Origin of the sequence: Amycolatopsis kentuckyensis (genome assembly GCF_041679295.1) — a bacterium.
Taxonomy (GTDB): Bacteria; Actinomycetota; Actinomycetes; order Mycobacteriales; family Pseudonocardiaceae; genus Amycolatopsis; species Amycolatopsis kentuckyensis_A.
In genome coordinates this window covers 157,631-183,691 of record NZ_JBGDMD010000002.1, presented here as the reverse complement: position 1 = coordinate 183,691, position 26,061 = coordinate 157,631, and the positions used below count along the sequence as shown (strand labels likewise).

Genomic DNA, 26,061 nt, shown 5'->3' with positions numbered 1-26,061 from the left:
GCCACCAGGGCCGAACGGCCCGGGCGGCCTCCGACTTTCGGCCGATCAACGCGGGCCCCTCGGCCGATCCGCGCGACCCCGTGAGCGGCGAAGCTGGTTCCAGACCGTTACGAGGGAGGAACCGGAAATGTCGATCTTCGTCACCCTGGGCGCCTACGCCGGGTTGCTGCTGCTGGTCCTGATGGCCGTCACGCCGTTCTTCGCCGACCGCGAGCTCTAAGGCGCGACGCTCGCTTCCGCGTAGGCGTCCGCCGCGCTGAACACGTCTTGGCCGTACGCGACGGCCTGGTTGTAGAAGAGGATCGCCCGCCACCAGCCGGCCGGTGTGCCGAGGTCGTCGCCGCCCGAGCACAGGTAGCGCGCCGCCGTGAAGGCCGCGTCGTCGACGTTCTGCGGGTCCGGCGCGCCGCCGTCGCCGTTGGCGCGCTCCTGGTACTTCTTCCACGTCGACGGCAGGAACTGCAGCGGGCCGATCGCGTGGTCCCACGACTTGTCGCCGTCGAGCTTCCCGCCGTCGGTGTCGTGCACCGCCGGGACGCCCGGCGAACCGTCCAGCGGTGGGCCGACCACCGGCTTGACGACGCGGCCGTTCGCGGCGACCGCCGCGAGGTCGAAGTCCCCGCGCTCGGTCTCCACCCGGCCGATGCCCGCCAGCGTCGCCCACGACAGGTGGCACGTCGGCTTCTGCCGCTGCATCCACATCTCCGCCCGGCCGTACGCGGCGAGCACGCGCGACGGCAGGTGCGTCTTGTCCGCGACGCGCGTCGCCCACGCGTCCAGCTCGGCCTGGTCGGACACCGCGGGCCGGTCGACCGGCGCGGCGAGCCCGGCGCGCGGTGACTCGGCGCCGGGCTGCGGACGCTGCTCCGGGATGGCCAGCGCCGGCTGGACCGGCGGCGGCGCGGCGGGCGCGTCCGGGTTCCGGACACCGATCGTGACGACGAGGATCACGCCGGTGAGCACCAGCCCCAGCGCGAGGGCGATCCGGCCGACGTACCGCCTGGGCGGGCCGCCCGGAGGGGACGACGGAGGCGTGACGGTCGGCTGAGCGGTATCGGCCACCCGATCAGGTTACGGAGCCACTCAAGGGGGTCCCTCGGGAGCCTGATCAGGCAAGCGGATGGTTAAAACAAGCCCACTGCCAGCGACATCACAGATTTCGTTATCGAGTCGACGCGCAGGCCCCTGACCTGCGGTTACCCTAACCTAACTTCGAACCGATGCCCTGTTTGTCCGATTGCATCGTTTCGAGCGGCCGCCGGCGCGCTGGACTTACAGGTGAGCCTTACCTAAAACCATCTCGGAAGCAGAAACTCAGGGAGGCGGACCGGTGTTGTTCTCGAGCGCGCTGATCGGGCTGCGCGAAGGCCTGGAAGCCGCGCTGGTCGTCAGCATCCTGGTGGCCTTCCTCGTCAAGACCGAGCGGCGGCACGCGCTGCGCTGGGTGTGGCCGGGCGTCGGCGCCGCGGTGGTGCTGTCGGTCGCCGTCGGCGCGGTCCTCACCTTCACGACCCACCAGCTGACCTTCGAGCACCAGGAGCTGCTCGGCGGGAGCCTGTCGATCGTCGCCGTCGGGTTCGTCACCGCGATGATCTTCTGGATGCGCAAGGCGTCGAAGAGCATCGCCGCCGAGCTGCGCGGGAAGATGGACGACGCGCTGGACGTCGGCCCGCTGGCCGTCCTGCTGCTGTCGTTCCTGGCGGTCGGGCGCGAAGGGCTCGAGACCGCGGTGTTCTTCTACTCGACCGTGCAGGCCGCGCAGTCGGACACCGTGCAGCCGCTGATCGGCTTCGCCATCGGCATCGCCGCCGCCGTCGTGCTCGCCTGGCTGCTCTACAAGGGCGCCGTCCGGTTCAACCTGGGCAAGTTCTTCACGATCACCGGCGTCCTGCTCGTGTTCGTCGCCGCGGGCGTGCTCGGCTACGGCCTGCACGACCTGCAGGAGGCCGCTTTCCTGCCGGGCATCCACACGCTGGCGTTCGACGCATCGAGCACGCTGCCCGAGACCTCCTGGTACGGCGCCCTGCTCAAGGGCATCTTCAACTACTCGCAGCAGACGACCGTGCTGCAGGCCGTCGCGTGGGTCGCCTACGTCGCCATCGTGCTGCCCCTGTTCCTCAAGCCCAGCAAGAAGACCGCGCCGGCCCCCGCCGCCGCGGCCGCCTCGAAGGAGTGACCGTGCGCAAGACCCCCTCGCTGGCCGTACTGGCCGGCGCCGCCGTCCTGGTGACGCTGGCCGCCTGCGACAGCAAGAGCGACACCGCCGGTGCCGCGGCGGACGGCGGCCCGATCAAGGTCTCCGCGTCCGACACCGCGTGCGAGGTCTCCGCCACGACGGCCAACGCGGGCAACCTCACCTTCGAGATCACCAACAAGGGCACCAAGGTCACCGAGTTCTACCTCTACGCCGAGGGCGACCGGATCATGGGCGAGGTCGAGAACATCGCGCCGGGCCTGAACCGGCGGCTGATCGTCGAGGTCGCCGACGCCGGCAAGTACCAGACCGCGTGCAAGCCGGGCATGGCCGGCAACGGCATCCGCGGCGAGTTCACCGTCACCGGCGGCGCGCCCAAGCAGAACGACGCCAACGCCCAGAAGGCGCAGGCCACCAAGAGCTACAACGACTACATCGCGAACAACACCGCCGCCCTCGAAGAGGAGACAGGCAAGTTCGTCGACCTCGTCAAGGGCGGCAAGGTCGACGAGGCGAAGGCCGCGTACGCGCGCACCCGCGTCTACTACGAGCGCATCGAGCCGGTGGCCGAGAAGTTCGGCGACCTGGATCCGGCCATCGACGTCCGCGAGGCCGACCTCGAGCCGGGCCAGCAGTTCACCGGCTTCCACCGGCTGGAGAAGGACCTGTTCAAGACCGGCCTGCAGGCCGACAGCCCGCAGATCGCGGACAAGCTGCTGACCGACGTCAAGGACCTCGTCGCGAAGACGAAGACGCTGGAGCTGACCGCGCTCGACCTCGCGAACGGCGCGAAGGGCCTGCTCGACGAGGTCGCGACCGGCAAGATCACCGGCGAGGAAGAGACCTTCTCGCACACCGACCTCTGGGACTTCCAGGCCAATCTGGACGGTTCGAAGGGCGCGATCACCTCGCTGCGGCCGATCCTGCAGGCGAAGGACCCGGCCTTGGTGTCCACTTTGGACAAGGAGTTCGCGAACGTCCAGGGCCTGCTCGACAAGCAGCGCGCGGGGGACGGCTTCAAGCTCTACACGGATCTTTCCCAGGACCAGGTCAAGGAGTTCGCTTCGGCCGTCGACGCGCTGAGCGAGCCGCTGAGCAAGGTTGCGGAGGTCGTGTCGAAGTGACGTCGACGGAGGGCACGCGAGTTTCGCGGCGGAAGCTGTTCGGCCTGGCGGGCGCGGGGGTCGCGCTCGCCGGGGCGGGGGCCGCCGCCGGGATCGGGATCGACAAGGCGACGGGCAGCGCCGAGGCGTCGGTGAACACCGTCGGGTTCGACGGGGAGCACCAGGCCGGCATCGTCACGCCGACCCAGGCGAACCTGCACTTCGCGGCCCTCGACGTCACCACGAAGGACCGCGAGAAGCTGCGGCAGCTGCTGAAGACGTGGACCGACGCGGCCCGCCGGATGACGGCGGGCCAGGAGGTCGTGGCGAACGGCGCGGTCGGCGGCGGCGAGTACGCGCCGCCCGGCGACACCGGCGAGGCGCTCGACCTGCCGGCGTCGAACCTGACGCTGACCATCGGCTTCGGGCCGTCGCTGTTCGACGGCCGGTTCGGCCTGGCGGGCAAGCGGCCGCCGCAGCTGATCGACCTGCCGCTCTTCCCGAAGGACAAGCTCGACCCGGCCCGCAGCGGCGGCGACCTGTGCATCCAGGCCTGCGCGGACGACCCCCAGGTGGCAGTGCACGCGGTCCGCAACCTGGTGCGGCTCGGCTTCGGCGTCACCGAGGTCCGCTGGTCGCAGCTCGGGTTCGGCCGCAGCTCGTCGACGTCCCGCGCGCAGGCGACGCCACGCAACCTGTTCGGCTTCAAGGACGGCACGAACAACATCAAGTCCGAGGACACGGACTTCCTGCGCGACCAGGTGTGGGCCACGGCGGCCGACGGCCAGGCGTGGATGGCGGGCGGCTCGTACCTGGTGGCGCGCCGCATCCGGATGCACATCGAGACGTGGGACCGCGAAACGCTCGACGGCCAGCAGCAGATCGTCGGCCGCACGAAGGGCACCGGCGCCCCCCTGGGCCAGACCGCGGAGTTCGACGAGCTGGACCTCGACGTCGGCGGCGCGGGCGGCGAGAAGGTGATCGCGGAGGACGCGCACGTCCGGCTGGCCTCGCACCAGGCGCTCAACGGCGTGCGAATCCTGCGTCGCGGCTACAACTTCGTGGACGGTTCGGACGGCGTCGGGCACCTCGAGGCGGGGCTGTTCTTCTTGGCGTTCAACCGGGACACGCGCACGCAGTACGTGCCGATGCAGCAGGCGCTGTCCTCGAAGGACGCGATGATGGAGTACGTGCAGCACACGGGTTCGGCGCACTTCGCCGTACCGCCGGGCGTCTCGAAGACCGGGTACTGGGGCGAAGGGCTCTTCGCCTAGCGCCGTGCGCCGATACCATGCGCCGCATGGCCATCAAACTTGAGAACGTCGGCATCGCCGTTCGCGACCTCGAAGCGACGATCGCCTTCTTCACCGACCTGGGCCTGACGGTCGTCGGCCGGGACACCGTCAGTGGTGAGTGGACCGACACCGCCGTCGGCCTCGATGGCAACCACGCCAACATCGCCATGCTCCAGACGCCGGACGGTCAGGGTCGCCTCGAGCTTTTCGAATACATCCACCCCGAAGCGATCGAGTCGGAGCCCACTCGCCCCAACGAGATCGGCATGCACCGCGTCGGCTTCTCCGTCGACGACCTCGACGAAGCCCTCGAGATCGCCGCGAAGCACGGCTGCCGTCCGCTTCGCGGCGTGGCGACCTACGAGGACATCTACAAGCTCACCTACGTCCGCGGGCCCAGCGGCATCATCGTGATGCTCGCCCAGGAGCTGAAGCGCTAATCCACCTGTTCCGTCGGGTACCGGTCCCGGATCCGCGTGTTGAAGAACCGGCCGTGGCTCGGCGACGCCATCAGTTCGCGGTGCACGGACTCCGGCACCAGCCGGTACCGGTAGACGCTCTCGTTCACGAACTCGATCTCCAGGAGGTGCTCCTCCCGGTCGTAGCCGATCGACGCGATCGTCGACGAGCTGACGGCGTGGCGGCGCATGTCACCCATTATCACCTTGCCTAAAGCCTTTAGGTAGATCTATATTGGCTTTAGGAGGTGGCTGATGGTTCGCGTCGGGTTGACGACCGAGCGGCTGGTCCGAGCGGGCGCCGAGCTGGCCGACGAGCTCGGGTTCGAGCGGGTGACGCCGTCGGAGCTGGCGCGCCGGTTCGACGTCAAGGTCGCCAGCCTGTATTCGCACGTCAAGAACGCGCACGACCTGCGGACGCGGATCGCGCTGCTGGCGCTGGAGGAGCTCGCCGACCGGGCGGCCGAAGCGCTGGCCGGCCGGTCCGGGCGGGACGCGCTGATCGCGTTCGCCGACGTCCACCGCGACTACGCCCGGGCGCACCCCGGCCGGTTCGCGGCGGCGCAGCTGCGGCTCGACGCGGAGACCGCGGCGGCGAGCGCGGGCGTGCGGCACGCGGAGCTGATGCGCGCGATCCTGCGCGGCTACGACCTGACCGGGCCGGACCAGACGCACGCCGTGCGGCTGCTGGGCAGCTTCGTCCGGGGGTTCGTCGCCCTCGAAGCCGACGGCGGGTTCGACCACAGCTCGCCCGCGGCGCCCGAAAGCTGGACGCGCCTCCTCGACGTCCTCGATTCCCTTCTCCGCGATTGGCCACCCTCGTGATCACCACCCCGCTCCACGACCTCGTCCACGGCGCTCTCGAACTCGAATCCACCGAAAGGGGCCTGGTCCCGCACCGGCTGCCGGCCCGCGCGCGGGCGCAGAACACCGACCCGCGGCTCGCGATGGCCGAGGCGCAGCCCGCGGGCGTCCGGGTGCGCTTCCGCACCACCGCGCGCCTCATCGAGCTCGACACGGTGGCGACGAAGGTCGAGTACCCGGGCGCGCCGCCGCGGCCGGACGGCGTCTACGACCTGCTGGTCGACGGCAAGCTCGCTGCCCAGGCGACCGCGCCCGCCGGCGTCCGGTTCGCGGACCTGCCCGGGCACGACAAGGACGTCGAGATCTGGTTGCCGCACAACGAACTGACGACGCTGGTCGCGTTGCGCACGGACGCGCCGGTTTCGCCCGCGCCCCGGGCCGGCCGCGTGTGGCTGCACCACGGCAGTTCGATCAGCCAGGGGTCGAACGCGGCGAGCCCGTCGACGACGTGGACCGCGCTGGCCGCGCTGTCGGCCGGGGTCGAGCTGGTCAACCTGGGCTTCAGCGGGAACGCGCTGCTGGACCCGTTCACCGCCCGCGCGCTGCGCGACACCCCGGCGGACATGGTCAGCGTGAAGCTCGGCATCAACGTCGTCAACGCGGACGTGATGCGGCTGCGCGCGTTCGGCCCGGCGGTCCACGGGTTCCTCGACACGATCCGCGAGGGTCACCCGTCGACCCCGCTGCTGGTCGTCTCGCCGTTGTACTGCCCGATCCACGAGCGGACTCCGGGTCCCGGCGACTTCGACCACGCGGCATTGGCTGCCGGTGTCGTGCGCTTCCGCGCCACCGGTGAAGCGGGCGAGGGGAAGCTGACGCTCGAGGTGGTCCGCGACGCGCTGGCGGAGATCGTGGCGCAGCGGGAGGATCCTGCGTTGCACTACGTGGACGGGCTGTCGTTGTACGGGCCCGCCGACTACGCGGAGTTCCCGCTGCCGGACGAGCTGCACCCGGACGCGGCGGCCCACCGCCGGATCGCCGCGCGCTGGCTTGACTTAAACCTCCCTTGAAGTTGAAGGCTGGGGGCATGTTCACCGAAGCAGAGCTCGAGTACCTCGACGCCCAGCCGCTGGGCCGGCTGGCGACCCAGCAGCCGAACGGCACCCTGCAGGTCAACCCGGTCGGGTTCCGGTACAACCCGGACGAGAAGGCCATCGACGTCACCGGCCACAACCTCAGCGGCAGCAGGAAGTTCCGCAACGTCCGCGAGAACGGCCGGGTGGCGTTCGTGGTCGACGACCTGCCCTCGACGAACCCGTGGCGCGTGCGGTGCCTGGAGATCCGCGGCCACGCGGAGGCGCTGACGGGGGTGAACCTCCCGGACAACCACTTCGACGACGCCGTGATCCGGATCCGGCCGGAGCGGATTCTGGCCTTCGGAGTCGAGGACTGGGATCGGGAGCCGCTGGAGCTGGAGACGAACATCCGCAACGTGTGACACGCTGCCCGTTGAGCCCGGCTTCGATGGTGCAGTCCCGGCAGCAACGACATGAATGACCCATTCACCTCGTCCGATGACATGAATGACTCATTCATGTCATCGGACCGGCCGCTGTCACCAAACCGCAGGCACACGCCGGTCGGCCGCGGCCACCACGGGGCACTGGGGGTTCCCGTGGCGGCCGCGGCTTTCCGGGCGGCGAAGTGGCCGGGGTCAGCGGCGACCACCCCGAGCGGTGTAGGCCGCCGTGCCCGTGACCGCCAGCGTCACCGCCGTCCAGGTCGCCGCCGGTGTCCCCGTCGGCTGCACCATCCAGGCCGCTACCTCACTCGCCGTGCCGTCGTGGGGCACGAAAGGCGTTATGGCCGCCCAAACCAGCGGCAGCGTCCACCCGAACTGGCCACCCGCGACCGTCGCCGCCAAACCGGCCAACCCCAGCAACCCCGCCGCGTCACGCACGATGATCGACATGTCGACAGTTGTCGCGCCCAACTGCTGGACCGCCAGCACCGCACCACCGGCCACCACGCCGATCAACGCCAAGTGCGCGAACCGGCGGACCGGCCACGGCAGCGCCGCGGTGCGGTCGAGGTCCGGGTCCTGGCCGCTGAGCCCGATCGCCGCCACCGCGATGCCCGCCGTCAGCGTCAGCATGACCGGGATCGACGACCACGAGTCACGCGCCAGGAACCACACGCCCGCCGTCGCGGCCAGGAGCGCGGTGAACGCCGCCGGGACCTGCCGCGAACGCGCGTACAGCGTCGCCCACCTCATCGCGAGTACCCCGGCACCAGCGTGTCGAGCGGGTCGCCCTGGCAAGTCAGGAGCGCCTGGCGCAGCGCAACCACCCGCGCGAACTGCACCTCCGCCGGCAACGCGCGGAACTTCGCCCAGGCACCCTCGATCGGACCGGGCCGGCGGCCGACCCACTTCGCGCCGTACTCGGGCAACGGCTTCAGTTCGCCGGTGAAGTACGCCGTCGCGATCATGCGGGCACCGACGTCGGCCACGTCGCCGTAGCTCGGCGGCAAGCACGACGGCAGCCCGGCGCCGGCCAGCACCGCGAGCCGCAGGTCGTTCGCGTCCGCCGTCAGCAGGTCTTCGTCTCGCTGGAGGTCGAGGCGGACGACGCCGGCGTCGCGCGCGGGCGCCGTGGTGAAGGAGTCCGGCGCCAGCTGCTCTTCGATGCGGGTGGGCGCGCCGGGCAGCTTCGCCAGCATGGCCAGCGCTTCCCGGCCCGGCGCGGCCAACGCGGCCAGCCTGTCCTCGTGCGCCCGGCTGACGCAGATCGGCCCGTCGCAAACCTTCTGCGCGGCAACGCTGTCGGGGACCAGGAGCCCGTCGGCGGACGCCGGGAACACCGGCAGGGCGATCGCGATCCCGGCCACCACCGGGATGAGGCCGAGGAGCCGGGCCCGCACGGAGTTCGCCGCCAGCAGGAGGAATCCCGTCACGGCCAGCCCGGCGAACCACACCGCCTGCCCGAGGTCCACCGAACCCGCCGTCGTCACCAGGACGCCTCGCGGCTGCCCGAGGGCCGGCGTCAGCAACCCGAACCGGCTGTACGGCATCGACAGCACGGCCCCTTCGAGCGTCGTCCAGGCCAGGATCGACACCACCAGCGTCACCACGGCCGACGCGGGCGCGGTCAGCGGGTGCGGCAGCAGCCGGCCGGCCGCCAGGCCCACCCAGCTCCCCGCCACGACGGCGAGCAGGCCGACGAGGACGACCGGCAGGAAGCTCGCGGAGACGAACCCGCCGTGCCCGAGCACCTCCACCAGGCCGACGCCGAACACCAGCAGGTACCCGAGCGCGCTCAACGCCCCCACCGCGCCGGCCAGCCGGACCGCCCGGTGCCAGCCCGGCCGGGACGTCGTGGCCAGCAGCTCGACCATGCCGGAACGGCTGTCGCGCATGCCCTGGATGGCCCCGGCACCGACGGCGATCGGCCACAGGAAGACCAGCAGGAACCGCAGCCACAGCGCGGTGGTCGTCGTGTGCGCCGTCCACGGGGCGGGCACCTTCCACCAGGGCCCGGACAGCAGGAACAGGAAGCCGAGCGCCACCACCAGCAGCGCCAGCCCGGCCCAGGGCGCGATCGAGCGCCGCAGTTCGGTGCGCAGGATCATCACCACGCCCCCTGACCCGGCCGGTGGTCCAGCAGCGCCGAGTAGCCGCGCTCGATCGGGCTGTCCCCCACGTGCTCCGCGGTGCCCGCCGCGGCCAGCTCGTCCGGCGTCCCCTGGAACACCAGCTTGCCCCCGGCGAACAGGACGACGTCCGAGCACGCCGTCCCGACGTCCTCGACCAGGTGCGTCGAGATCAGCACGCACGAGTCCTGGCCGAGTTCCTGCACCAGTTCGCGGAACCGCACGCGCTGAGCCGGGTCGAGCCCGGCAGTCGGTTCGTCCAGCAGCAGGAGGTCGGGGTCGTTGACGATCGCCTGCGCGATCCCGACGCGCCGGACCATGCCGCCCGACAGCGTCTTCATCCGGTCGTCCGCGCGGTCGGCGAGCCCGACCCGCTCGATCGCGCGCTGCACGGCGCCGGGGATGTCCTCTTTGGACATCTCCTTGAGCCACGCGACGTACTCGACGAACTCCCGGACGGTGAACCGCTTGTAGAACCCGAAGTCCTGCGGCAGGTAGCCGATCCGCCGGCGCAACGCGCGCTGCCCCTGCCCGCCGAGCAGCGTCAGCGTGCCGGACGCCGGGCGCAGCACCGTCGCCAGCGCCCGGATCAGCGTCGTCTTGCCCGCGCCGTTGGGCCCGAGCAGGCCGTGCACCCCCTTGCCGAGCGACAGGTCCACCCCGTCGACGGCCAGCTTCTTGCGGCCGACCCGCACCTTCAGCCCTTCGGCCCGGACTTCCCAGGCGTAGGCCGTTGGCGCGACCTCCGCGGCCCCGACAGCACGCATGGTCTTCCTCCCTAGTGTCGCGCGCCGAGCCGGGTGAACGCGCCCTTGCGCAGGGCGACCACCACCGACGTCAGCGCGAAGATCCCCGCCCACACCGGCACCGCGCCGGTGCTGAGCGCAAACGTTTGCTCGTGGGCCGCCACGGTGGGCAGCACCAGTACGGCGACCCACACTGCGATCAGCGCGTACGCCGCCCGCGTGACGCCGATCAGCCCGCCCAGCGCGAGCGTCCCCGTGGTGAAGGCCAGGCTCGGCAGCAGCCAGAGCGCCAGTGCCGTGCCGGTCAGCCAGCCGGCCACCCCGAGCACCGGCAGGACGACGACGAGCACGGCCAGCGTCCGCCGCGCGATCAGGTAGAGGCCAGCCCGCGGCGTCGCCACGACGACTTCGTACGCCGGGTCCAGCCCCCGCGCCCACGACGCGGCGACGCCGAGCACCGGCAGCACCGGCGCGAAGAGCTGCACCGCCGTCACGTCCAGCACCGAGTGCGCGACGTGGTCGAACGCCACGGCGAGCAGCGTGACCAGCACGATCATCCCCAGCCACGGCAGCATCGCCGGCGTGACCCAGGTGTCGAGCCACCGCCGCCGGGACTGCCGCGGCCGCGGCAGCAGTTCGACGGCGATCCGGTCCCAGACGGCGTCGACGACCGGCTGCACCGGCGCCACCGCCGCGAGCCGCGCCCGGCACGGCGCGCACGTCTCGAGGTGCGCTTCGAGGCCCCACAGCCGGTCGCCCGGGAGGTCGTCGCCCGCCGCGTACCCGGCGATGAGCTCGTCCGACGCATGGGTCATGACAGTGCCTCCCGCATCGCGATCCGCGCCCGGCGGGCACGGGTCTTGACGGTCCCTTCCGGCAGCCCGAGCAGCACGGCGGTCTCGCGGACGGTCAGCCCGTCGAGCACCATCGCTTGCAGGACCTGCCGCAGCTCGGGCGCGAGGTCGCGCAGCGCGTCGCCGACCTCGTCACCGATCGCGGACGCCAGCGCGACGTCTTCCGCCGCCGGCACGGGTGCGACGTCGAGGACGACTTCCGCCGGCACTTCGGCGTGGTGCGCCCGGCGCCGGAACGCGTCGACCAGCCGGCGCGCGGCGATCGTCCACACCCAGCCGACGGCGGTGCCCCCGGTCGCGGCGCCCGCGAACGAACCCGCCGCGCGCCAGACGGCCAGGAACGTCTCCTGCATGACTTCGGCGACGACCTGCTCGTCCGCGCACCGGCGGCGCAGGCGCACGGCGAGCCAGGGCGACGTGCGGCGGTAGAGCTCTTCGAAGGCCGCGCGGTCGCCCTTGGCCGTGCGCCGGACGAGGTGCTCCTCGTCGGCGTCCTGCAGTGGCGGATTCCTCACACCAGGCAAGACGCCGGGTCAGCGCGATCGGTTCTCACCCGAATGTGTGCTGCGTCACAGTCATTGTGCGGGCCAGAACTTGCGCCAGCCGTCGGCTTCCAGGGTCGTCGGCTCCAGCCCGGCGTCGCGCGCGGCCCGCTCGGCAGCCCGGACGTCGGCCGCGAACTGCTTCGCCACCGCCCGCAGCTCGCCCTCCGGGTCGACGCCCGCCCGCCGCGCCGTCGCCGCGATGCGGAACAGCTGGGCGGCGGCGCCGGTGCCCGTCGGGAAGAGGTCGAGCGGGATGCCCGCGCGCCCGGAGCGCTGCCCGAGCTTGCCGGCCAGGGCCACGGCGGGCTGGCCGAGCGCGACGCCGTCCACAATGGACAAGCGCTGCTTCTCCTGCTGCTTCAGCTCTTCCCACTTGGCGTTCTGGTGCTCGACGGTGTGCACGCCGTCGGCGTCGGCGAACACGTGCGGGTGCCGGCCGACCAGCTTCGCGACGAGTTCGGCGGCGACGTCGTCGATGCCGAACGGGTCAGCGGGGTCCTCGGCCGCGACGCGCGCGTGGAAGAGCACCTGGAGCAGGACGTCGCCGAGTTCCTCGCGCAAGGCTTCCCGGTCGCCCGATTCGATGGCGTCGAGCAGCTCGTAGGTCTCCTCGACGAGGTACTGCCGGAGTGAATCGTGCGTCTGGGCGGCGTCCCACGGGCAGCCGCCGGGCGAGCGGAGCCGGTCCATCACCTCGGCGGCCTCGACCAGCGGCGGCGCCGGCGTCTCGATGACTTCGGCGCCGGTCGCGATGAGCAGCGACGCCGCGGGCTCGTCGCGGGACCCGGCGAGCAGCACGACGTCCTTCAGCGAAGGCGCCTCGGTGATGGCCGGGACGCCGAACACGGTCGCATCGACGTCCGTCGCCGCGTACACGGCGGTGGAGTCACGAAGGATCTTCAGGGCCGCGGCGGGCAGTGTCGCCCCGCGGACGACTACGACGACACCCGTGGTCACTGCTGGGCGGGTGCGGCACCGCTCAAGGGCACGACGGTGCCCTTGGTGGCGTCCTGGTTCGGCGCGAGGTTCATGCCGACAACATCCCACACGCCGTACCGGGGGTTGACGCGCAGCCCGGCATCGGCCAGGTAGGGCTGCAGGAGCCGGGTGCCGATCGAGGTCAGCTGCTGGTCGGTCGGCTTCTGCGCTTCCTGGTCGGCCGGGACGGCCTTGTCGGTGCCGCGGCTGCGGACGACGAAGACGTACCAGTCGGGCTTGGCGGGCATCCGCGCCTGGAACGCGACGACGCTGTTCGCCGGTGAACCGAAGAGCGGCGTCTGCGCCAGCGAGAGGTACTGCGCGGCGCCGAAGAGCTCGGTCATGCCCGCGTCGGAGAAGCCGCCCGCGCCGGGCATGCCGGTCTGCTGCGCCTGCTGGGCTTCCTGGCCGGCCTGCTGGATGGTGGCCTGGATCTTGGCGGGGTCGGCCCCGAACTGCTTCGCGAGGTCGAACGCGCGAGCGCGGGCCTCGGGGTCGGTCTCGCTGGTGGCGGCGATGCCGACGTAGTCCGCGCCGACGGACAGCTTCGGCAGGTACTTCTGCGCGAGCTGCATTTCGAGGACGACGTCGTTCGCGACCTCGTTCGGGTCACGCAGCTTCGAGACGATCTGCGTGACGGCGACGGAGTCACCCTGCCCGGTGTCCGTGACGGGGGTGGCCTTTTCCTGAGCGGTCAGGGCGGCGACCTTGGCCTGGTCGGCGACGAGGCCTTCCTTGCGGGCGGCGAGCTCGGTCAGCTCGTGCAGGACGGTCTGCCGGACGATTTCGCGGCCCAGCTGGTCCAGCTTGTGTTCGCGGGCGAGCTTCTGGCCGTAGGGCTGTTCGCGGACGGCCTGGTCGATCATCGACTGGACGCGGTCGAGCGAGACGGAGCTGTCCCCGACGATGACGGCGCTGCCGACCTGGCTGGGGCCCGAGCCGCACCCGGCGAGCAGAAGAGCACCGGCAACGACCGCGACCAGCGCGCGAGGGCGCCCCATGATCCGCATCACAGGCCATACCCTCTCACACCATCGCACCCGAAACGCAACACCCATGGGGTGTCGCCGGCGCTAATGTCGACTTATGGACCAGTGGCTGACGATCGAAGTGTTCGACGGCGAGTCCTCGGCATCCCGGTGGCGTTTGGCGCACGGCGACGCACTCACGGAAGCAGCGCTGACGAACGGCGCTGAGCAGTGGGTTTGGCACGAGCACCGGTGGGGTGTGGTGCTGGAGATCGAGTTCGCGTCGGAGTCGCGCCGGGACGCGTTCCGGGGGTTGCCGGTGGTGACGGCGGCGTTGGACGCGGTACCGGATCCGGCTCGGGGGTTGTTGGTGTACCCGGGGCGGGGTGGGGGTGCCGGGTCGCGGATGCCGCGTCGGCCTCGGCCGTTGCCGATGGCTGGTGCTGGGGCAGTTCCGGTGCCGGTGGAGTCGGTGCGGATGGGGTTGGCGGAGAGTTTGCCGCCGATGTTCAGCGAAGTCGGCTGAGGAGTTCCCGCCAGGTTTGGGCGGAGGCAGTGAGGATGCCGCCTTCGCGGTCTTTGGTGTCCCGGACCAGGACGGTCCGGTCGAGGGCGACCTCCACGCACTCACCGCCATTGGTGCTGTAACTGCTCTTGCGCCAAGTCGGCATCGCTCTCGCTCCTGTCTAAATGTCGGCGATGAACCTCTTGGATTCTGCCCGATCGAGTGCGACCCGATCCAGCCCACTGAGCACTCGCCGGTATGCCACGACATCCGCGGTTTCCTCGAGGAACAGCGAGGAAATCTCGCTGTCTATGTAGATCACCGGGGTGAACTCCTTCGATTCGATCAGCTGGAAGTGCCCGGCCATCGCGGGATGCCCGCCGCGATCCGCAGGCACCACCCGGATCGAGACGTGGTTCCGCTCGGCCAGCCTCGCCAAATGGCCCAGCTGATCACGCATGACCTCGGGCGCTCCGCGCCCGATCGGCAGCCGCAGCACGAACTCGTGCAGGAAGAACTCGAACGCGACCTGCGGCTGCTTGTCGAGGATGACCTGGCGGGACATCCGGGCGAAGACCAGCTCATCGATGTGGTCCGGCTCGGTCGCGTTGCCGATCTCGGAAATCAGGCTGCGGGCGTAGTCGGCGGTTTGCAGCAGTCCCGGCACCAGGCAACCATGGAACTGGGAGATGGCGGTGGCCCGCTCTTCGTGCCAGATCAACGTGCGCAACTGGAGCGGCTTCTCGAGGAGGCCAGGCTTGCGCATTTCGTCCCCCAGGGCCATCAGCTCGCGGAATTCCGAACCCCGAACCCCCAGTTCCGTGAGAAACCGCGACAACCGCACGGGATCCGGCCGCGTGTGCCCTCGGGTGACCGCGGAAACCCACTGCGCACTGACCTCGAGCTTCCGGGACATCTCCCGGACTCCCCACCGCTTCTCCGCCATGCGCTGGAGCAGCCGTTCACCGAGCTGCCTGCTACGGATGTTCATGCGGCGAACGTAAAACCACCGAAAGCAAGAACCCCGGCGCCACAACGAGAAGTCCCCCCGAAGTGGCGCCGGGTGTCCGCCGCCCTTTACACCGTGCTCTTAGACCGTGGCAGGCTTCTTCGTCAGCTGTGTCAGCAACTTCGTGCACCAGTCCAACAGCTCTTCGTCCCGCAGCGTCGGCGCACCTATCCGGCCACCCGCCGGGCCCTCCGTCGGCTTCGGCACCGACACCGTGTTCGTCACCGCCTTGAACACCGCCTTCGGGTACAACCTCTTCAACCGGACCATCTGCGAATCCGCCAGCGGCAACGGCGCGAACCGGATGGTGTTGCCCTGGACCGCCACCTCCGTCACACCCGCTTCACGACACGTATGCCGGAACCGAGCCACCGCCAGCAGCCGGTTCACCGGCGCCGGCGGCTGCCCGTACCGGTCGATCAGCTCTTCGCGGACCGCGTCCAGCCCCTCCGTGTCCGGGGCCGCCGCGATCTTGCGGTACGCCTCCAACCGGAGCCTCTCCCCTGGCACGTAGTCGTGCGGGATGTGCGCGTCGATCGGGAGGTCCACGCGGACTTCCGCCAGTTCCTCCTCTTCGGAAGGCTCCGCGCCCGCGTGCCGGCGGAACGCGTCGACCGCTTCGCCCACCAACCGCACATACAGGTCGAACCCGACGCCCGCGATGTGCCCCGACTGCTCCGCACCCAGGATGTTCCCCGCGCCGCGGATCTCCAGGTCCTTCATCGCGACTGCCATGCCCGCGCCCAGCTCGGTGTTCTGGGCGATCGTCGCCAGGCGGTCGTGCGCGGTCTCCGTCAAGGGCGCTTCCGGCGGGTACAGGAAGTACGCGTACCCGCGCTCGCGCCCACGCCCGACGCGGCCGCGCAGCTGGTGCAGCTGCGCCAGACCCAGCAGGTCACCGCGTTCGACCAGCAGCGTGTTCGCGTTCGAGATGTCCAGGCCCGTCTCGACGATCGTCGTGCACACCAGGACGTCGTACTCGTTCTCCCAGAAGCCCTGGATGATCTTCTCGAGCTTCTCCTCGTTCATCTGCCCGTGCGCGGTGACGACCCGCGCCTCCGGCACCAGCTCCCGGATCCGCCGCGCGGCCTTCTCGATCGAAGACACGCGGTTGTGGACGTAGAAGACCTGGCCGTCGCGCAGCAGCTCGCGCCGGATCGCTGCGCCGACCTGCTTGTCGTCGTACGCGCCCACGTACGTCAGGATCGGGTGGCGGTCTTCCGGCGGGGTCAGGATCGTCGACATCTCGCGGATGCCGGCCAGCGACATCTCCAACGTTCGCGGGATCGGCGTCGCGGACATCGTGAGCACGTCGACGTGCGTGCGCAGCGCCTTGATGTGCTCCTTGTGCTCGACGCCGAAGCGCTGCTCCTCGTCGACGATCACGAGGCCGAGGTCCTTGTAGCGGATGCCCGTCTGCAGCAACCGGTGCGTGCCGATGACGATGTCGACCTCGCCGCCGGCCAGCTGCTCGAGGATCGCGTCCGACTCCGCCTTGTTCGTGAAGCGCGACAGGCCCTTGATCGTCACCGGGAACGAGCGCATCCGCTCGTGGAAGGTGTTCAGGTGCTGCTGGGCGAGCAGCGTCGTCGGCACGAGGACCGCAACCTGCTTGCCGTCCTGGACCGCCTTGAACGCGGCGCGCACGGCGATCTCCGTCTTGCCGTAGCCGACGTCGCCGCAGATGACGCGGTCCATCGGGACGCCGCGTTCCATGTCGGCCTTGACCTCGTCGATGGCCGCGAGCTGGTCGTTCGTCTCCGTGAACGGGAACGCGTCTTCGAGCTCGCCCTGCCACGGCGTGTCCGGCCCGAACGCGTGGCCGGGCGCGGCCTGGCGCGCCGCGTACAGCTGGACCAGCTCGGCGGCGATCTCCTTGACCGCCTTCTTGGCCTTGGCCTTGGTGTTCTTCCAGTCGGAGCCGCCGAGCTTGTTGAGCGTGGGCAGCTCGCCGCCGACGTAACGGGAGACCTCGTCGAGCTGGTCGGTGGGGACGAACAGCCGGTCGCCCGGGTGGCCGCGCTTCGACGACGCGTACTCCAGCAGGAGGTACTCGCGGGTGGCGCCGGCGACCGTCCGCTGGACCATCTCGACGAAGCGGCCGATGCCGTGCTGGTCGTGCACGACGTAGTCGCCGGCCTTCAGCGCCAGCGGGTCGACGGCGTTGCGCCGCCGGGACGGCATCTTGGTGTTGAGGTCCTTTGTGGACGTTCCGGCGCCCGCGCCGCGGCCGGTGAGGTCCGCTTCGCTCAGCACGACGAGGGCGCGCTCCGGCGAGACGAAGCCGTCGGTGAGGCCGCCGCAGGTGACCGTGACCATGCCGGGCGCCGGCGCGGCCTTGAGCCCGTCGCCGGCCTGGGTCGCCGGGACGTCGGCGCCCGACAGCTGCTCGACCGCGCGCGCCGCGGTGCCCTGGCCGGCGACGACGAGCACCGCCGTGCCGCCCGACGCCGTGTGGGCGCGCAGGTCCGTCATGGCGCGCTCGAGCTCGCCGCGGTAGGACGGCGCGGCCTCGACCGAGACGCGGTAGACGTCCGGGTCTTCGCTGGTCAGCTGGGTGAGCGTCCACCAGGCGCGTTTGGTGTCCTGCGCGTGGGACGCGATTTCGTCGAGCCCGCGGTAGGCGGACGCGCCGAGGTCGATCGGGGCCTGGCCGCCCGCCGCGGCCGTCGTCCAGGAGGCTTCGAGGAACTCCTGGCCGGTGCGGACGAGGTCGGCGGCGCGGGCGCGGATCTTCTCGGGGTCGGTGAGCAGGACGTGGGTGCCGACCGGCATCGCGTCGGTGAGCAGCTCCAGCTCGCCTTCGCAGAGCACCGGGATGAGCGCTTCCATGCCTTCGACGGGGATGCCGTCGGCGAGCTTGGTGAGCATCTCGGCCAGGTGGGCGTCGGCTTCGTACGTCTTCGCCAGCTCCGCGGCCTTCTCCTTGACCGGCGGCGTGAGCAGCAGCTCCCGGCACGGCGGCGCGGTGACGCGCGGGATCTCGCCGGGCAGCGACCGCTGGTCGGAGACGGCGAACGCGCGGATCTCGCTCACCTCGTCGCCCCAGAACTCGACGCGGACGGGGTGCTGCGCGGTCGGCCCGAACAGGTCGAGGATGCCGCCGCGGACGGCGAACTCGCCGCGCTTCTCGACCATGTCGACGCGGGTGTAGGCCAGCTCGACGAGCCGTTCGAGCAGCTCCTCGAACGGCTCTTCCTCGCCGACGACCAGGTCGATCGGCTTGAGCGAGCCGAGGCCGGGCGCCATGGGCTGGATGAGGCTGCGGACGGTGGCGACGACGACGCGCAGGGTGTCGTCCTCGGTCTTGAGCCGGTGCAGCACTTCCAGCCGGCGCCCGACGGTGTCGGCGCGCGGGGAGAGCCGCTCGTGCGGGAGGGTCTCCCAGGACGGGAAGTCGGCGACTCGCCGGTTGCCCAGGAGAGCGCCGAGGGACGCGGTCAGCTCGTCGGCCTCGCGCCCGGTGGCGGTGACGGCGAGAACGGGCTTGGCGGCGCCCTCATCGGCGGCGAGCGCGGCGGCGACGAGCTGCCGGGCGGCGATCGGGCCTTGCAGCTCGAGCAGCGGCGCACCGGCGCGCTCGACCACGCCGCGCAGGGCCGGGTCGGGAAGGATGGCGGTGAGGAGTCCGGACAGTGGAGCGTCGGTCACGGTCCCAGCCTACGTGCCACCCCCGACAAGTTTCCGATCACGGCTGGTCGCGCAGCAGGTTCGCCACCTCCGCCAGCCTCGGCAGCTGCTCGTCGAACACCTTCGGGTCCGTGCTCGCGATCCGCAGCAGGACGTGCTCCGCCCCTTCGTAACGCCGCAACTGAGCCGCCACCTCCGCGGCCGACCCCGTCACCTGCATCTGGATCCCCTGGACGAAGTCCGCCGGCATCCCGTAGTTGCGCCGGCAGTACTCCTCCAGCAGCTCACGCCCCCGGACCGGATCGTCCTCCACCAGGACCGTCGCGAACAAAGCGGGCGTGATCGGGCGCGACGCCGACGCGCGGATCTGCGCCAGCCCCGACACGTAGTCCGCCGGGTCCGGCGGGTACGGCAACCACCCGTCGTACAGCCGGCCGACGCGTTCCAACGCCCCTGGCGTGTACGCCGCCAACCACACTGGCGGCCCGCCGACACGCGCGGGCGCCGGGAAGGAGGGCAGCGAGTCGTAGTGCAGCACCGACCCGTGGAAGGAATCCGAGCCGCTCCACGCCGCCCGCCACAACCCCACGATGTCGTCCAGCCGAGCCCGGCGACGAGCCCACGGCACCCCCACGAACGCGAACTCCGGCTCACTCCGCCCGGCGAACCCCGCGCCGACGGCCACCGTCAGCCGGCCGCCGCTCAAGAGGTCCAGTGACAGCAGCTGGTTCGCCGAGAGAACCGGGTCGCGCAACGCCGGGAGCAGCGCGGACGTCCCCAACGTCACCCGTGAGGTCCGGGCGGCGAAAGCACCCAAAACAGTGAAAGCGTCGAGAGGAGCACGTGCCAAGGTGTCGCCCACCCACACCGAGTCGAGGCCGAGCTCCTCGGCGGAGACGGCGACGTCGACCAGCTCGGGCGCGGTCCGCCCGGCGTCGAGGATGGGCTGGTAGGTCGGTACGACCAGGCCGTAGTTCGTCATGCCGGAAGCGTCGCCCGCCCCGGGAATACCTTCAATTCCCCGAAGGGAATGGCCCGGCGGAGCAAGATGAACCCGTGGACTTCGGAACGGCGCTCAAGGACTGGCGCGCCCGGCGCCGCCTCAGCCAGCTCGACCTGGCGCTGCGCGCGGGCACGACGCAGCGGCACGTCAGCTTCATGGAAAGCGGCCGGTCGCTGCCCGGCCGCGGCATGGTGCTGCGCGTCGCCGAGTCGCTCGAACTGCCGCTGCGCGAACGCAACGGCCTGCTTCACGCGGCCGGCTACGCGCCGACGTACCCGGAGACGCGGCTCGACGACCCCGCGATCCGGCCGGTGCTCGACGGGCTGCGGCGGCTGCTCGACGGCCACCGCCCGTACCCGGCGATCGTCGTCGACCGCCACGGCCTGCTCGTCGCGAAGAACGATGCGTTTTCCCTGCTCACCGAGGGTGTCGCCGCGGAACTGCTGGAGGAACCGGTCGACACGCTGCGGCTCGCCCTGCATCCGGACGGCATGGCGCCGCGCGTGCGGAACCTCGACGACTGGGCCCGGCACATCCTCGAACGCCTCCGCAACGACCTGGCCCGCACCCCGGACGACCGGCTGGCCGCGCAGCTCGCCGAACTGGAGTCCTACCTGCCGCCGCAACGGCCGCCGACGGACGGCCACCTCGGCTTCGCCGTCCCGGTGCGACTGTCCACTTCGGTCGGTGAGTTGCGGCTGATCACGGCCATCACGACGTTCGCGACCGCCGCCGACGTCACGGTGTCGGAGCTGAAGCTGGAGACGTTCCTGCCCGCGGACGCCGAAACCGCCGAACGCCTTCAGACGACCAGCGCCGTGACGTGACCCGCCAGCAGTTCCGCGCTCGCCCACAGCACCGCCGCGCACACGCTGCCGACGGCGAACCGGCGGTACGGCATCGCCGCCGAGCCCGCGACGCGCGGCACCAGCGTCCGCAGGCCGGCCAGGCAGCGGCCGGCGATCACCGCCGGGACGCCGTAGCGCGCGACGGCCGCTTCCGCGCGGTCCCAGCGGTCCTGGCCGACGCGGCGGGCGAGCCGGGACCGGCGGAGGCGCCGCCCCTCCAGGTACGCGAGCTGGTCGCCGAGGACGGCCGCGAGCACGGCCACCGGCAACGCGAGTCCGAAGTGGAGTGTGCCGCGCTCGGCGAGGAAACCCATCAGCAGCAACGTCGACAACGTCGGCAGCACGATCCCGGGCAGCAACGCCGTTTCGGCCGCGATGATCGCGAAGCAGACGAGGTAGACGACCGGCGGGGGCGCGTCAAGCAGTGGCCGCAGCAGGCTGTCCATCCCGCGTCCTCCCCACCGCCACCGGGAGCGCCGCGCGGTAGACGAACGCGGGCGGCAGGTTGCCCCAGACGACCGAAGTGCGCTCCACGACGGCGAAACGGCTTCGCAGCGAAGCGGCGAAGCGACGCGCGGGTGGCGTCCAGGCCGCGTGGGCGTACGCGAAGGTCGTGAAGCGGCCGTTCGGGGCCAGCGCCGCCGTGACCGCGTCGAGGATGCGGCGCTGTCGGTCCGCGGTCATGGCCGTCCACGGCAGACCCGAGACGACGACGTCGACGCCGGCCGGCGTGAGGTGCTCGGCCGAGTCCGTGACGACGTCCACGTCCGGAAACCGCTCGCGAAGTGCGGCCGCGAAACGCGGGTTGATCTCGTAGGCGGTCAGGCGCGCTTCGGGGCGAAGCAGCGCGAGGACCGCTTCGGTGAACACGCCCGTACCCGGCCCCAGCTCGGCGACGCGGGCCGCGCGTTCCAGACCGAGGCCCGCGGTCATCGTTTCGGCCAGCCGCGGCGAGCTGGGCGCGATCGCGCCCGTCAGCATCGGGTGGCGGAGGAATTCCCTGGTGATCGACATGCCTCCGACGCTAGGAACGACCGGGGTGGTCGCGAATCCGTCGGATCGACCGGTCCGGTCCTTCCAAGGGAGGACAAGGTCGGACCGAAATGATGACGACCCGCACCCGCTGCCGGCGTTACGTTCGGTGGCGTGGAACGACTCGTGATGTGGGTGCGCAGACACCGGTGGACGGTGGACTTGCCGCTGTACGCCGTCTTCGTGTTCCTCGCGCCGAACTGGGCGGGCGAGGAGCCGTGGACCACGCGCGCGATCCCGATGCTGTTCCTGCTGCCGCTGCTCGTGCGGCGCCGGTACCCGCGGACGGTCGCCGTGCTGATCATCGCCGGCGCGGTGGTGGTGTACGTCAACGAGATCTGGGCCTACGACCGCGGCCGCACCGAACTGGCGATGGCGGTCGTGCTGTTCAACCTGGTCAAGCTCGGGCAGCGGCGGTTCGCCGCGGTGATCGCCGTGGCGATCTTCGCGCTCGGCTGGGAATGGGGGTTCGCCTGGGGGACCTACACCGACAACCCCACCGCCACGATCGTCGGCATCTGGCCCCTGCACATCGCCGCCTGGGCGCTCGGGGAGTTCTTCCGCAGCAAGGAAAAGCTCACCACGGAGGAGGAGAAACGCGCCGACGCCCAGGCGCGGGCGGCGGTCGCGGAGGAGCGCACGCGGATCGCGCGCGAACTCCACGACGTCCTCGCGCACAGCATGAGCGTGATCGTGCTGAACGCCGAGGGCGCGAAGCTCGCCCGGCACCGCGACCCCGACGCCGTCGACCGCACGCTCGACACGATCGGCCGCACGGGCCGCACCGCCCTCGCCGAGCTGCGGCGCCTGCTCGAAGTCCTGCACGCCGGCCAGGAGGCGCGCAGTCCCCAGCCGACCGCCGACGAGCTGCGCCGGCTCGTCGAGCACGCCGGGCGCGACGTCACGCTCGACGTCACCGGCGACGCGGCCGGCCTGCCCGCGAGCGCCGCGCTGCAGACCTACCGGATCGTCCAGGAGGCACTGACCAACATGATCAAGCACGCCCCGGCCGACGCGACCGGCCGCGTCGAAGTCGCGTTCGCCCCGGAGGAGATCCGGATCGAGGTGACGAACACCGGCGGCAAGTCCCCGCCGGCGCCCGCGTTGCCGTCGTCCGGGCGCGGGTTGGCCGGCATGCGCCAGCGCGTCGAGATGTACCACGGCGAGCTGTCGACCGGCCCGTTGCCGGACGGCGGGTACCGGGTCCGCGCGAGCCTGGTGGTCGGGTCGTGACGGGCCGGATGCGAGCCCACCCCCGGCCCCGGCCCCGGCCGCCAGGCGAGCTCGGCGGCCGGCTCCCCGGCGACTGCGACGAGCCGCCCTGCTCCGAGCTGAAGCCGAGGCTCGGGCTCGCGCCTGCCCCGCCGTCCCGCGCGGTGCGGCGCGCGGAACGCCGCGCAGCTCACGCGAACCCGCAGGTACGGGCAGGCCTGGTGGTCGGGTCGCCGGTCCGCCTCGGACAGCGAGCGGCCGGACCCACGCGGGCGCGGTCGTCTTCGGGACATGGACTGGCCGAGTTCGTCGACGACGCCCCGGAGGTGCGGTCGTGACCACGCGGGTGCTGCTCTGCGACGACCAGGAGCTGGTGCGCGTCGGGCTGCGGATGATCGTCGAAAGCCAGGACGACCTCGTCGTCGCGGCCGAGGCGGCGAACGGCGAAGAGGCCGTCGCGAAGGCGCGCGAGCTGCGGCCCGACCTGGTGCTGATGGACGTCCGGATGCCGGTGCTCGACGGCGTCGCCGCGACCGGGCGGATCTGCGCCGAGCTGCCGGACGTGCGCGTCCTGATCATCACGACGTTCGACCTCGACGAGTACGCCTACGCGGCGTTGCGCGCCGGGGCCAGCGGGTTCCTCGTGAAGGACGCGCCGTCGGAGGAGATGCTCGTGGCGATCCGCGGCGTCCTGCGCGGCGACGCGATGGTCTCGCCCTCGGTCACGCGGCGGCTGCTCGACCGCTACCTCGCCGACGACCGCGACCCGGTCGACGTCGCGAAGCTCGACGTCCTGACCGAGCGCGAGAAGGACGTGCTGGGGCTCATCGCGCGCGGGCTGTCCAACGGCGAGATCGCGGCGAAGCTGTACATCGGCGAGACGACCGTGAAAACGCACGTCGGGCGGATTCTCGGGAAGCTGCGGCTGCGAGACCGGGTGCACGCCGTCGTCTTCGCCTACGAGTCCGGACTGGTGCGACCAGGTTCCTGATACTTCCGTATTTATCCTCTTGATAGGGAGCGTTAGAGTACATTGCATGACGATCTACAAGTCCGAAGCCGGGGCTCGCCTGCTGCGTGAGCGCTACCTCGAGGCACTGGCGACGTGGCCCGGCGCCCGCGAGGAGGCGCGCGTCCCGACGCCCGAAGGCGAGACGTTCGTCGTGGTCTCGGGCCCGGCCGGCGCCCCGCCGCTGGTGCTGCTGCCCGGCTCCGGCAGCAACGCGGCCGAGTGGGTGCCGCGGATCCCGGCGCTGACCGAGCGGTTCCGGGTGTACGCGGTCGACGTCATCGGCGAGCCGGGGTTGAGCGCCGAGACGCGGCCGCCGCTGGACAGCGACCGGTACGCGCGCTGGCTGGACGCGGTGCTCGACCACTTCGGCGTCTCGCGGGCGGCGTTCCTGACGTCGTCGTTCGGCGGCTGGCTCGCGCTCGACTACGCGACCCGGCGTCCCGAGCGCGTCGCCGCACTGGCGTTGCGGTGCCCGATCGGCCTCGGCCCGATGAAGAAGGGGTTCGTCGTCAAGGCGGTGCTGCTGTCGCTGCTCGGCGCGAAGGGGCGGCGGAAGTCCATGGCGAGCACGATCGGCGAGCCGGAGACGTCCCCGATCGTCGAGCACCAGCTGCTGGTGGCGGCGCACTACCGGTACCGCACCGGCCCGTTCCCGGTCTTCGGCGACGCCGCACTCGGCCGGCTGACGATGCCGGTGTACGCCGTCGTGGGTGCGGACGACGCCATGGTCGGCTCCGCGACGACCGCACGGCGGCTCGAAGCAGCCGGCGCCGTCGTCGACCTCGTGCCGGGTACGGGGCACTACATCCCGGGTTCACGCGATCTGGAGTTCCTGACGGCGGTGGCGTCGCACGGCGATTTCACCGCTTGATGGCAGGATGAGCCGTATGCGACGTGTGCTGGGTCTCATCGGTGCGGTGTCCCTGGTGATCGCGGGCTGCTCGGGGGCCGCGAGCGCGCCGGTCCAGAGCGTCCCGCCGGCGTCCACACCCCCGGCGTCGACCGGGAAGTTCAAGGTCGAGACGGTGACGGCCGGGCTGGAGCACGGTTGGGACGTCGGCTTCCTGCCCGATGGCGGCATCCTCGTGCCGCAGCGGCCCGGCAAGCTCGCGCTGGTCCGCGGCGGGACGGCGACCGATGTCAAGGCCGACTTCTCCGACGTCTACGCCAAGGGCGAAGGCGGGCTGCTCGGCATGGTGATCAGTCCCGACTTCGCGACCAGCCGCGAGTTCATCACCTGCCAGGACCACCAGGAGGGCGGCAAGGCCGTCGACATCCGGCTGGTCACCTGGAAGCTCGCCGAGGACGGCGGGAGCGCTTCTCGCGTCAAGAACCTGCTGACCGGGCTGCCGGTGAACCCGAGCGGACGGCACTCCGGCTGCCGCCCGACGTTCGCGCCCGACGGCGCCCTGCTCGTCGGCACCGGCGACACGGCCCGCGCGTCGATCGCCCAGGACCGGCACTCCCTCGGCGGCAAGGTGCTGCGGCTGGACGCGAAGACCGGGGATCCGTTGCCGGACAACCCGTTCATCACCTCGGCCGACCCGCGCGAACGGCTGATCTACACCTACGGGCACCGCAACGTCCAAGGCGTCGCGATCCGGCCGGGCAGCGGCCAGGTGATCACGGCCGAGCACGGGCCGACCTTCGACGACGAGGTCAACCTGCTCAAGCCGGGCGCGAACTACGGCTGGGACCCGTCGAAGGGCGGCACGGACTCGAGCTACGACGAGAGCGTGCCGATGACGGACCTCAAGCGCTTCCCGGACGCCGTGAGTCCACTGTGGACGTCCGGCAAGATCACCGAGGCGATCAGCGGCGACGCGTTCCTGACCGGGGCGCAGTGGGGCCCGAACGACGGCGCACTGGTCGTGGTGGCACTGAAGGGCCAGAAGCTGCTGCTGTACCACTTGGACGCGGCGGGCAAGGTCCTGGACGTCTCGCTCCCGCCGGAGTTCGACGACAAGTTCGGCCGCCTGCGCGCGGTCCGCAGCGGCCCGGACGGCGCCCTGTACGTGACGACTTCGGACGGTACGGACGACAAGCTGCTGAAGGTCACGCCCGCCTGATCATGAGAAACCCACGGCCGTCCGATGCCGTGGACACTTCCGCCGGGGTGGCGGATCGCGGAACATGGTGTGCACCAAGAGTTTTCGCCCGCCCCCGACGAGTGTTGGACGCGGTCCGAAGATAGCGTTCCCGCGGCAGCACCGC

At 71.3% G+C, this 26,061-nt stretch carries 28 protein-coding genes; 13 read left to right on the top strand and 15 right to left on the bottom strand.

The genetic code is table 11. The features are described from left to right. Nucleotides 1-216: 216 nt before the first annotated feature. Nucleotides 217-963, bottom strand: coding sequence for a lytic murein transglycosylase (locus ACERZO_RS06715; protein WP_372664580.1), 747 nt, complete (start codon nt 961-963; stop codon nt 217-219). Nucleotides 964-1,330: 367 nt separating this feature from the next. On the opposite strand from ACERZO_RS06715, the gene efeU reads away from it, so the two are divergent. From efeU to ACERZO_RS06695, 4 genes are read left to right on the top strand one after another with little or no spacing between them, the layout of a single operon-like run. Beyond that, nucleotides 1,331-2,176 carry an iron uptake transporter permease EfeU gene (gene efeU / locus ACERZO_RS06710; protein ID WP_372663342.1) on the top strand — a complete coding sequence of 282 codons (846 nt, stop codon included), beginning with the start codon at nt 1,331-1,333 and terminating at the stop codon, nt 2,174-2,176. Beyond that, nucleotides 2,173-3,318 carry an iron uptake system protein EfeO gene (efeO, locus tag ACERZO_RS06705; protein ID WP_372663340.1) on the top strand — a complete coding sequence of 382 codons (1,146 nt, stop codon included), beginning with the start codon at nt 2,173-2,175 and terminating at the stop codon, nt 3,316-3,318. Before efeU ends, efeO begins: the two co-directional genes overlap by 4 nt. Continuing rightward, nucleotides 3,315-4,571 (top strand): iron uptake transporter deferrochelatase/peroxidase subunit, encoded by a 1,257-nt coding sequence (efeB, locus tag ACERZO_RS06700; protein WP_372663337.1) that lies wholly within the window; start codon nt 3,315-3,317, stop codon nt 4,569-4,571. Before efeO ends, efeB begins: the two co-directional genes overlap by 4 nt. A gap of 26 nt (nt 4,572-4,597) precedes the next feature. Beyond that, nucleotides 4,598-5,032 carry a VOC family protein gene (locus ACERZO_RS06695; RefSeq protein ID WP_372663335.1) on the top strand — a complete coding sequence of 145 codons (435 nt, stop codon included), beginning with the start codon at nt 4,598-4,600 and terminating at the stop codon, nt 5,030-5,032. Here ACERZO_RS06695 and ACERZO_RS06690 read toward each other — a convergent pair. After that, nucleotides 5,029-5,241, bottom strand: a complete 213-nt coding sequence (locus tag ACERZO_RS06690) for a KTSC domain-containing protein (RefSeq protein WP_372663333.1) — start codon at nt 5,239-5,241, stop codon at nt 5,029-5,031. The two genes, ACERZO_RS06695 and ACERZO_RS06690, sit on opposite strands and share 4 nt — an antisense overlap. A 64-nt stretch (nt 5,242-5,305) precedes the next feature. On the opposite strand from ACERZO_RS06690, the gene ACERZO_RS06685 reads away from it, so the two are divergent. The 3 genes from ACERZO_RS06685 to ACERZO_RS06675 are packed head-to-tail and all read left to right on the top strand — an operon-like array spanning nt 5,306 to nt 7,352. Beyond that, a complete protein-coding gene (locus ACERZO_RS06685) occupies nt 5,306-5,875 on the top strand; it encodes a TetR/AcrR family transcriptional regulator (RefSeq protein WP_372663331.1) in 570 nt (189 codons plus the stop codon). Beyond that, entirely contained in the window at nt 5,872-6,924 is a 1,053-nt protein-coding gene (locus ACERZO_RS06680) for an SGNH/GDSL hydrolase family protein (protein WP_372664579.1), read from the top strand. The genes ACERZO_RS06685 and ACERZO_RS06680 overlap by 4 nt, the downstream gene beginning before the upstream one ends. Nucleotides 6,925-6,941: 17 nt before the next feature. Further along, a complete protein-coding gene (locus tag ACERZO_RS06675) occupies nt 6,942-7,352 on the top strand; it encodes a PPOX class F420-dependent oxidoreductase (protein WP_372663329.1) in 411 nt (136 codons plus the stop codon). Between the two features lie 216 nt (nt 7,353-7,568). Here the strand turns inward: ACERZO_RS06675 and ACERZO_RS06670 are convergent, their stop codons facing one another. From ACERZO_RS06670 to ACERZO_RS06640, 7 genes are read right to left on the bottom strand one after another with little or no spacing between them, the layout of a single operon-like run. Continuing rightward, nucleotides 7,569-8,129 (bottom strand): hypothetical protein, encoded by a 561-nt coding sequence (locus ACERZO_RS06670; RefSeq protein ID WP_372663327.1) that lies wholly within the window; start codon nt 8,127-8,129, stop codon nt 7,569-7,571. Continuing rightward, complete coding sequence (locus tag ACERZO_RS06665) at nt 8,126-9,484, bottom strand: hypothetical protein (RefSeq protein WP_372663325.1); 1,359 nt, start codon at nt 9,482-9,484, stop codon at nt 8,126-8,128. Before ACERZO_RS06665 ends, ACERZO_RS06670 begins: the two co-directional genes overlap by 4 nt. After that, complete coding sequence (locus ACERZO_RS06660; RefSeq protein ID WP_372663324.1) at nt 9,484-10,272, bottom strand: ABC transporter ATP-binding protein; 789 nt, start codon at nt 10,270-10,272, stop codon at nt 9,484-9,486. Before ACERZO_RS06660 ends, ACERZO_RS06665 begins: the two co-directional genes overlap by 1 nt. A gap of 11 nt (nt 10,273-10,283) precedes the next feature. Continuing rightward, entirely contained in the window at nt 10,284-11,066 is a 783-nt protein-coding gene (locus ACERZO_RS06655; protein ID WP_372663322.1) for a zf-HC2 domain-containing protein, read from the bottom strand. Then, nucleotides 11,063-11,620: an RNA polymerase sigma factor gene (locus ACERZO_RS06650; RefSeq protein ID WP_372663320.1), complete on the bottom strand. Its 558-nt coding sequence runs from the start codon at nt 11,618-11,620 to the stop codon at nt 11,063-11,065. Before ACERZO_RS06650 ends, ACERZO_RS06655 begins: the two co-directional genes overlap by 4 nt. 60 nt (nt 11,621-11,680) lie before the next feature. Then, nucleotides 11,681-12,607: a MazG family protein gene (locus ACERZO_RS06645; protein WP_372663318.1), complete on the bottom strand. Its 927-nt coding sequence runs from the start codon at nt 12,605-12,607 to the stop codon at nt 11,681-11,683. Then, nucleotides 12,604-13,629, bottom strand: coding sequence for a hypothetical protein (locus ACERZO_RS06640; RefSeq protein ID WP_372663316.1), 1,026 nt, complete (start codon nt 13,627-13,629; stop codon nt 12,604-12,606). The genes ACERZO_RS06645 and ACERZO_RS06640 overlap by 4 nt, the downstream gene beginning before the upstream one ends. Nucleotides 13,630-13,714: 85 nt before the next feature. Between ACERZO_RS06640 and ACERZO_RS06635 the strand changes: the two genes are divergently transcribed. Next, a complete protein-coding gene (locus ACERZO_RS06635; RefSeq protein ID WP_372663314.1) occupies nt 13,715-14,122 on the top strand; it encodes a hypothetical protein in 408 nt (135 codons plus the stop codon). On the opposite strand, the gene ACERZO_RS06630 is transcribed toward ACERZO_RS06635, so the two are convergent. The 4 genes from ACERZO_RS06630 to ACERZO_RS06615 form a co-directional block, all read right to left on the bottom strand. Beyond that, the gene (locus tag ACERZO_RS06630) at nt 14,106-14,267 is read right to left on the bottom strand and encodes a DUF397 domain-containing protein (RefSeq protein WP_372663312.1); all 162 of its coding nucleotides are present in this window, start codon (nt 14,265-14,267) and stop codon (nt 14,106-14,108) included. The genes ACERZO_RS06635 and ACERZO_RS06630 overlap by 17 nt on opposite strands. Before the next feature lie 15 nt (nt 14,268-14,282). Then, nucleotides 14,283-15,092: a helix-turn-helix domain-containing protein gene (locus ACERZO_RS06625; RefSeq protein ID WP_372663310.1), complete on the bottom strand. Its 810-nt coding sequence runs from the start codon at nt 15,090-15,092 to the stop codon at nt 14,283-14,285. A gap of 99 nt (nt 15,093-15,191) precedes the next feature. Then, nucleotides 15,192-18,746: a transcription-repair coupling factor gene (gene mfd / locus ACERZO_RS06620; RefSeq protein ID WP_372664578.1), complete on the bottom strand. Its 3,555-nt coding sequence runs from the start codon at nt 18,744-18,746 to the stop codon at nt 15,192-15,194. A gap of 52 nt (nt 18,747-18,798) precedes the next feature. Further along, nucleotides 18,799-19,722 (bottom strand): LLM class flavin-dependent oxidoreductase, encoded by a 924-nt coding sequence (locus tag ACERZO_RS06615; protein ID WP_372663308.1) that lies wholly within the window; start codon nt 19,720-19,722, stop codon nt 18,799-18,801. Nucleotides 19,723-19,796: 74 nt separating this feature from the next. Between ACERZO_RS06615 and ACERZO_RS06610 the strand changes: the two genes are divergently transcribed. Further along, the gene (locus tag ACERZO_RS06610) at nt 19,797-20,570 is read left to right on the top strand and encodes an MmyB family transcriptional regulator (protein ID WP_372663306.1); all 774 of its coding nucleotides are present in this window, start codon (nt 19,797-19,799) and stop codon (nt 20,568-20,570) included. Here the strand turns inward: ACERZO_RS06610 and ACERZO_RS06605 are convergent. Together ACERZO_RS06605 and ACERZO_RS06600 are read right to left on the bottom strand one after the other, a co-directional pair. Beyond that, nucleotides 20,546-21,037 (bottom strand): DedA family protein, encoded by a 492-nt coding sequence (locus ACERZO_RS06605; protein ID WP_372663304.1) that lies wholly within the window; start codon nt 21,035-21,037, stop codon nt 20,546-20,548. The genes ACERZO_RS06610 and ACERZO_RS06605 overlap by 25 nt on opposite strands. Beyond that, the gene (locus ACERZO_RS06600; protein ID WP_372663302.1) at nt 21,009-21,605 is read right to left on the bottom strand and encodes a class I SAM-dependent methyltransferase; all 597 of its coding nucleotides are present in this window, start codon (nt 21,603-21,605) and stop codon (nt 21,009-21,011) included. The genes ACERZO_RS06605 and ACERZO_RS06600 overlap by 29 nt, the downstream gene beginning before the upstream one ends. Nucleotides 21,606-21,752: 147 nt before the next feature. On the opposite strand from ACERZO_RS06600, the gene ACERZO_RS06595 reads away from it, so the two are divergent. From ACERZO_RS06595 to ACERZO_RS06580, 4 genes are all read left to right on the top strand, one after another. Further along, nucleotides 21,753-22,856 (top strand): sensor histidine kinase, encoded by a 1,104-nt coding sequence (locus tag ACERZO_RS06595; RefSeq protein ID WP_372664577.1) that lies wholly within the window; start codon nt 21,753-21,755, stop codon nt 22,854-22,856. A gap of 313 nt (nt 22,857-23,169) precedes the next feature. Further along, nucleotides 23,170-23,826: a response regulator gene (locus tag ACERZO_RS06590; RefSeq protein ID WP_372663300.1), complete on the top strand. Its 657-nt coding sequence runs from the start codon at nt 23,170-23,172 to the stop codon at nt 23,824-23,826. 46 nt (nt 23,827-23,872) lie between these two features. Next, the gene (locus ACERZO_RS06585; RefSeq protein ID WP_372663298.1) at nt 23,873-24,718 is read left to right on the top strand and encodes an alpha/beta fold hydrolase; all 846 of its coding nucleotides are present in this window, start codon (nt 23,873-23,875) and stop codon (nt 24,716-24,718) included. Nucleotides 24,719-24,734: 16 nt separating this feature from the next. After that, a complete protein-coding gene (locus tag ACERZO_RS06580) occupies nt 24,735-25,916 on the top strand; it encodes a PQQ-dependent sugar dehydrogenase (RefSeq protein ID WP_372663296.1) in 1,182 nt (393 codons plus the stop codon). Nucleotides 25,917-26,061 lie beyond the last annotated feature (145 nt).

What these genes read in the sequence shown, in the direction of transcription:
- ACERZO_RS06695 (WP_372663335.1), top strand. Translation starts at nt 4,598, where the DNA reads ATGGCCATCAAACTTGAGAACGTCGGCATCGCCGTTCGCGACCTCGAA.
- ACERZO_RS06690 (WP_372663333.1), bottom strand. Translation starts at nt 5,241, where the DNA reads ATGCGCCGCCACGCCGTCAGCTCGTCGACGATCGCGTCGATCGGCTAC.
- ACERZO_RS06685 (WP_372663331.1), top strand. Translation starts at nt 5,306, where the DNA reads ATGGTTCGCGTCGGGTTGACGACCGAGCGGCTGGTCCGAGCGGGCGCC.
- ACERZO_RS06675 (WP_372663329.1), top strand. Translation starts at nt 6,942, where the DNA reads ATGTTCACCGAAGCAGAGCTCGAGTACCTCGACGCCCAGCCGCTGGGC.
- ACERZO_RS06670 (WP_372663327.1), bottom strand. Translation starts at nt 8,129, where the DNA reads ATGAGGTGGGCGACGCTGTACGCGCGTTCGCGGCAGGTCCCGGCGGCG.
- ACERZO_RS06665 (WP_372663325.1), bottom strand. Translation starts at nt 9,484, where the DNA reads ATGATCCTGCGCACCGAACTGCGGCGCTCGATCGCGCCCTGGGCCGGG.
- ACERZO_RS06660 (WP_372663324.1), bottom strand. Translation starts at nt 10,272, where the DNA reads ATGCGTGCTGTCGGGGCCGCGGAGGTCGCGCCAACGGCCTACGCCTGG.
- ACERZO_RS06655 (WP_372663322.1), bottom strand. Translation starts at nt 11,066, where the DNA reads ATGACCCATGCGTCGGACGAGCTCATCGCCGGGTACGCGGCGGGCGAC.
- ACERZO_RS06640 (WP_372663316.1), bottom strand. Translation starts at nt 13,629, where the DNA reads ATGGGGCGCCCTCGCGCGCTGGTCGCGGTCGTTGCCGGTGCTCTTCTG.
- ACERZO_RS06635 (WP_372663314.1), top strand. Translation starts at nt 13,715, where the DNA reads ATGGACCAGTGGCTGACGATCGAAGTGTTCGACGGCGAGTCCTCGGCA.
- ACERZO_RS06630 (WP_372663312.1), bottom strand. Translation starts at nt 14,267, where the DNA reads ATGCCGACTTGGCGCAAGAGCAGTTACAGCACCAATGGCGGTGAGTGC.
- ACERZO_RS06625 (WP_372663310.1), bottom strand. Translation starts at nt 15,092, where the DNA reads ATGAACATCCGTAGCAGGCAGCTCGGTGAACGGCTGCTCCAGCGCATG.
- ACERZO_RS06615 (WP_372663308.1), bottom strand. Translation starts at nt 19,722, where the DNA reads ATGACGAACTACGGCCTGGTCGTACCGACCTACCAGCCCATCCTCGAC.
- ACERZO_RS06605 (WP_372663304.1), bottom strand. Translation starts at nt 21,037, where the DNA reads ATGGACAGCCTGCTGCGGCCACTGCTTGACGCGCCCCCGCCGGTCGTC.
- ACERZO_RS06600 (WP_372663302.1), bottom strand. Translation starts at nt 21,605, where the DNA reads ATGTCGATCACCAGGGAATTCCTCCGCCACCCGATGCTGACGGGCGCG.
- ACERZO_RS06595 (WP_372664577.1), top strand. Translation starts at nt 21,753, where the DNA reads ATGTGGGTGCGCAGACACCGGTGGACGGTGGACTTGCCGCTGTACGCC.
- ACERZO_RS06585 (WP_372663298.1), top strand. Translation starts at nt 23,873, where the DNA reads ATGACGATCTACAAGTCCGAAGCCGGGGCTCGCCTGCTGCGTGAGCGC.
- ACERZO_RS06580 (WP_372663296.1), top strand. Translation starts at nt 24,735, where the DNA reads ATGCGACGTGTGCTGGGTCTCATCGGTGCGGTGTCCCTGGTGATCGCG.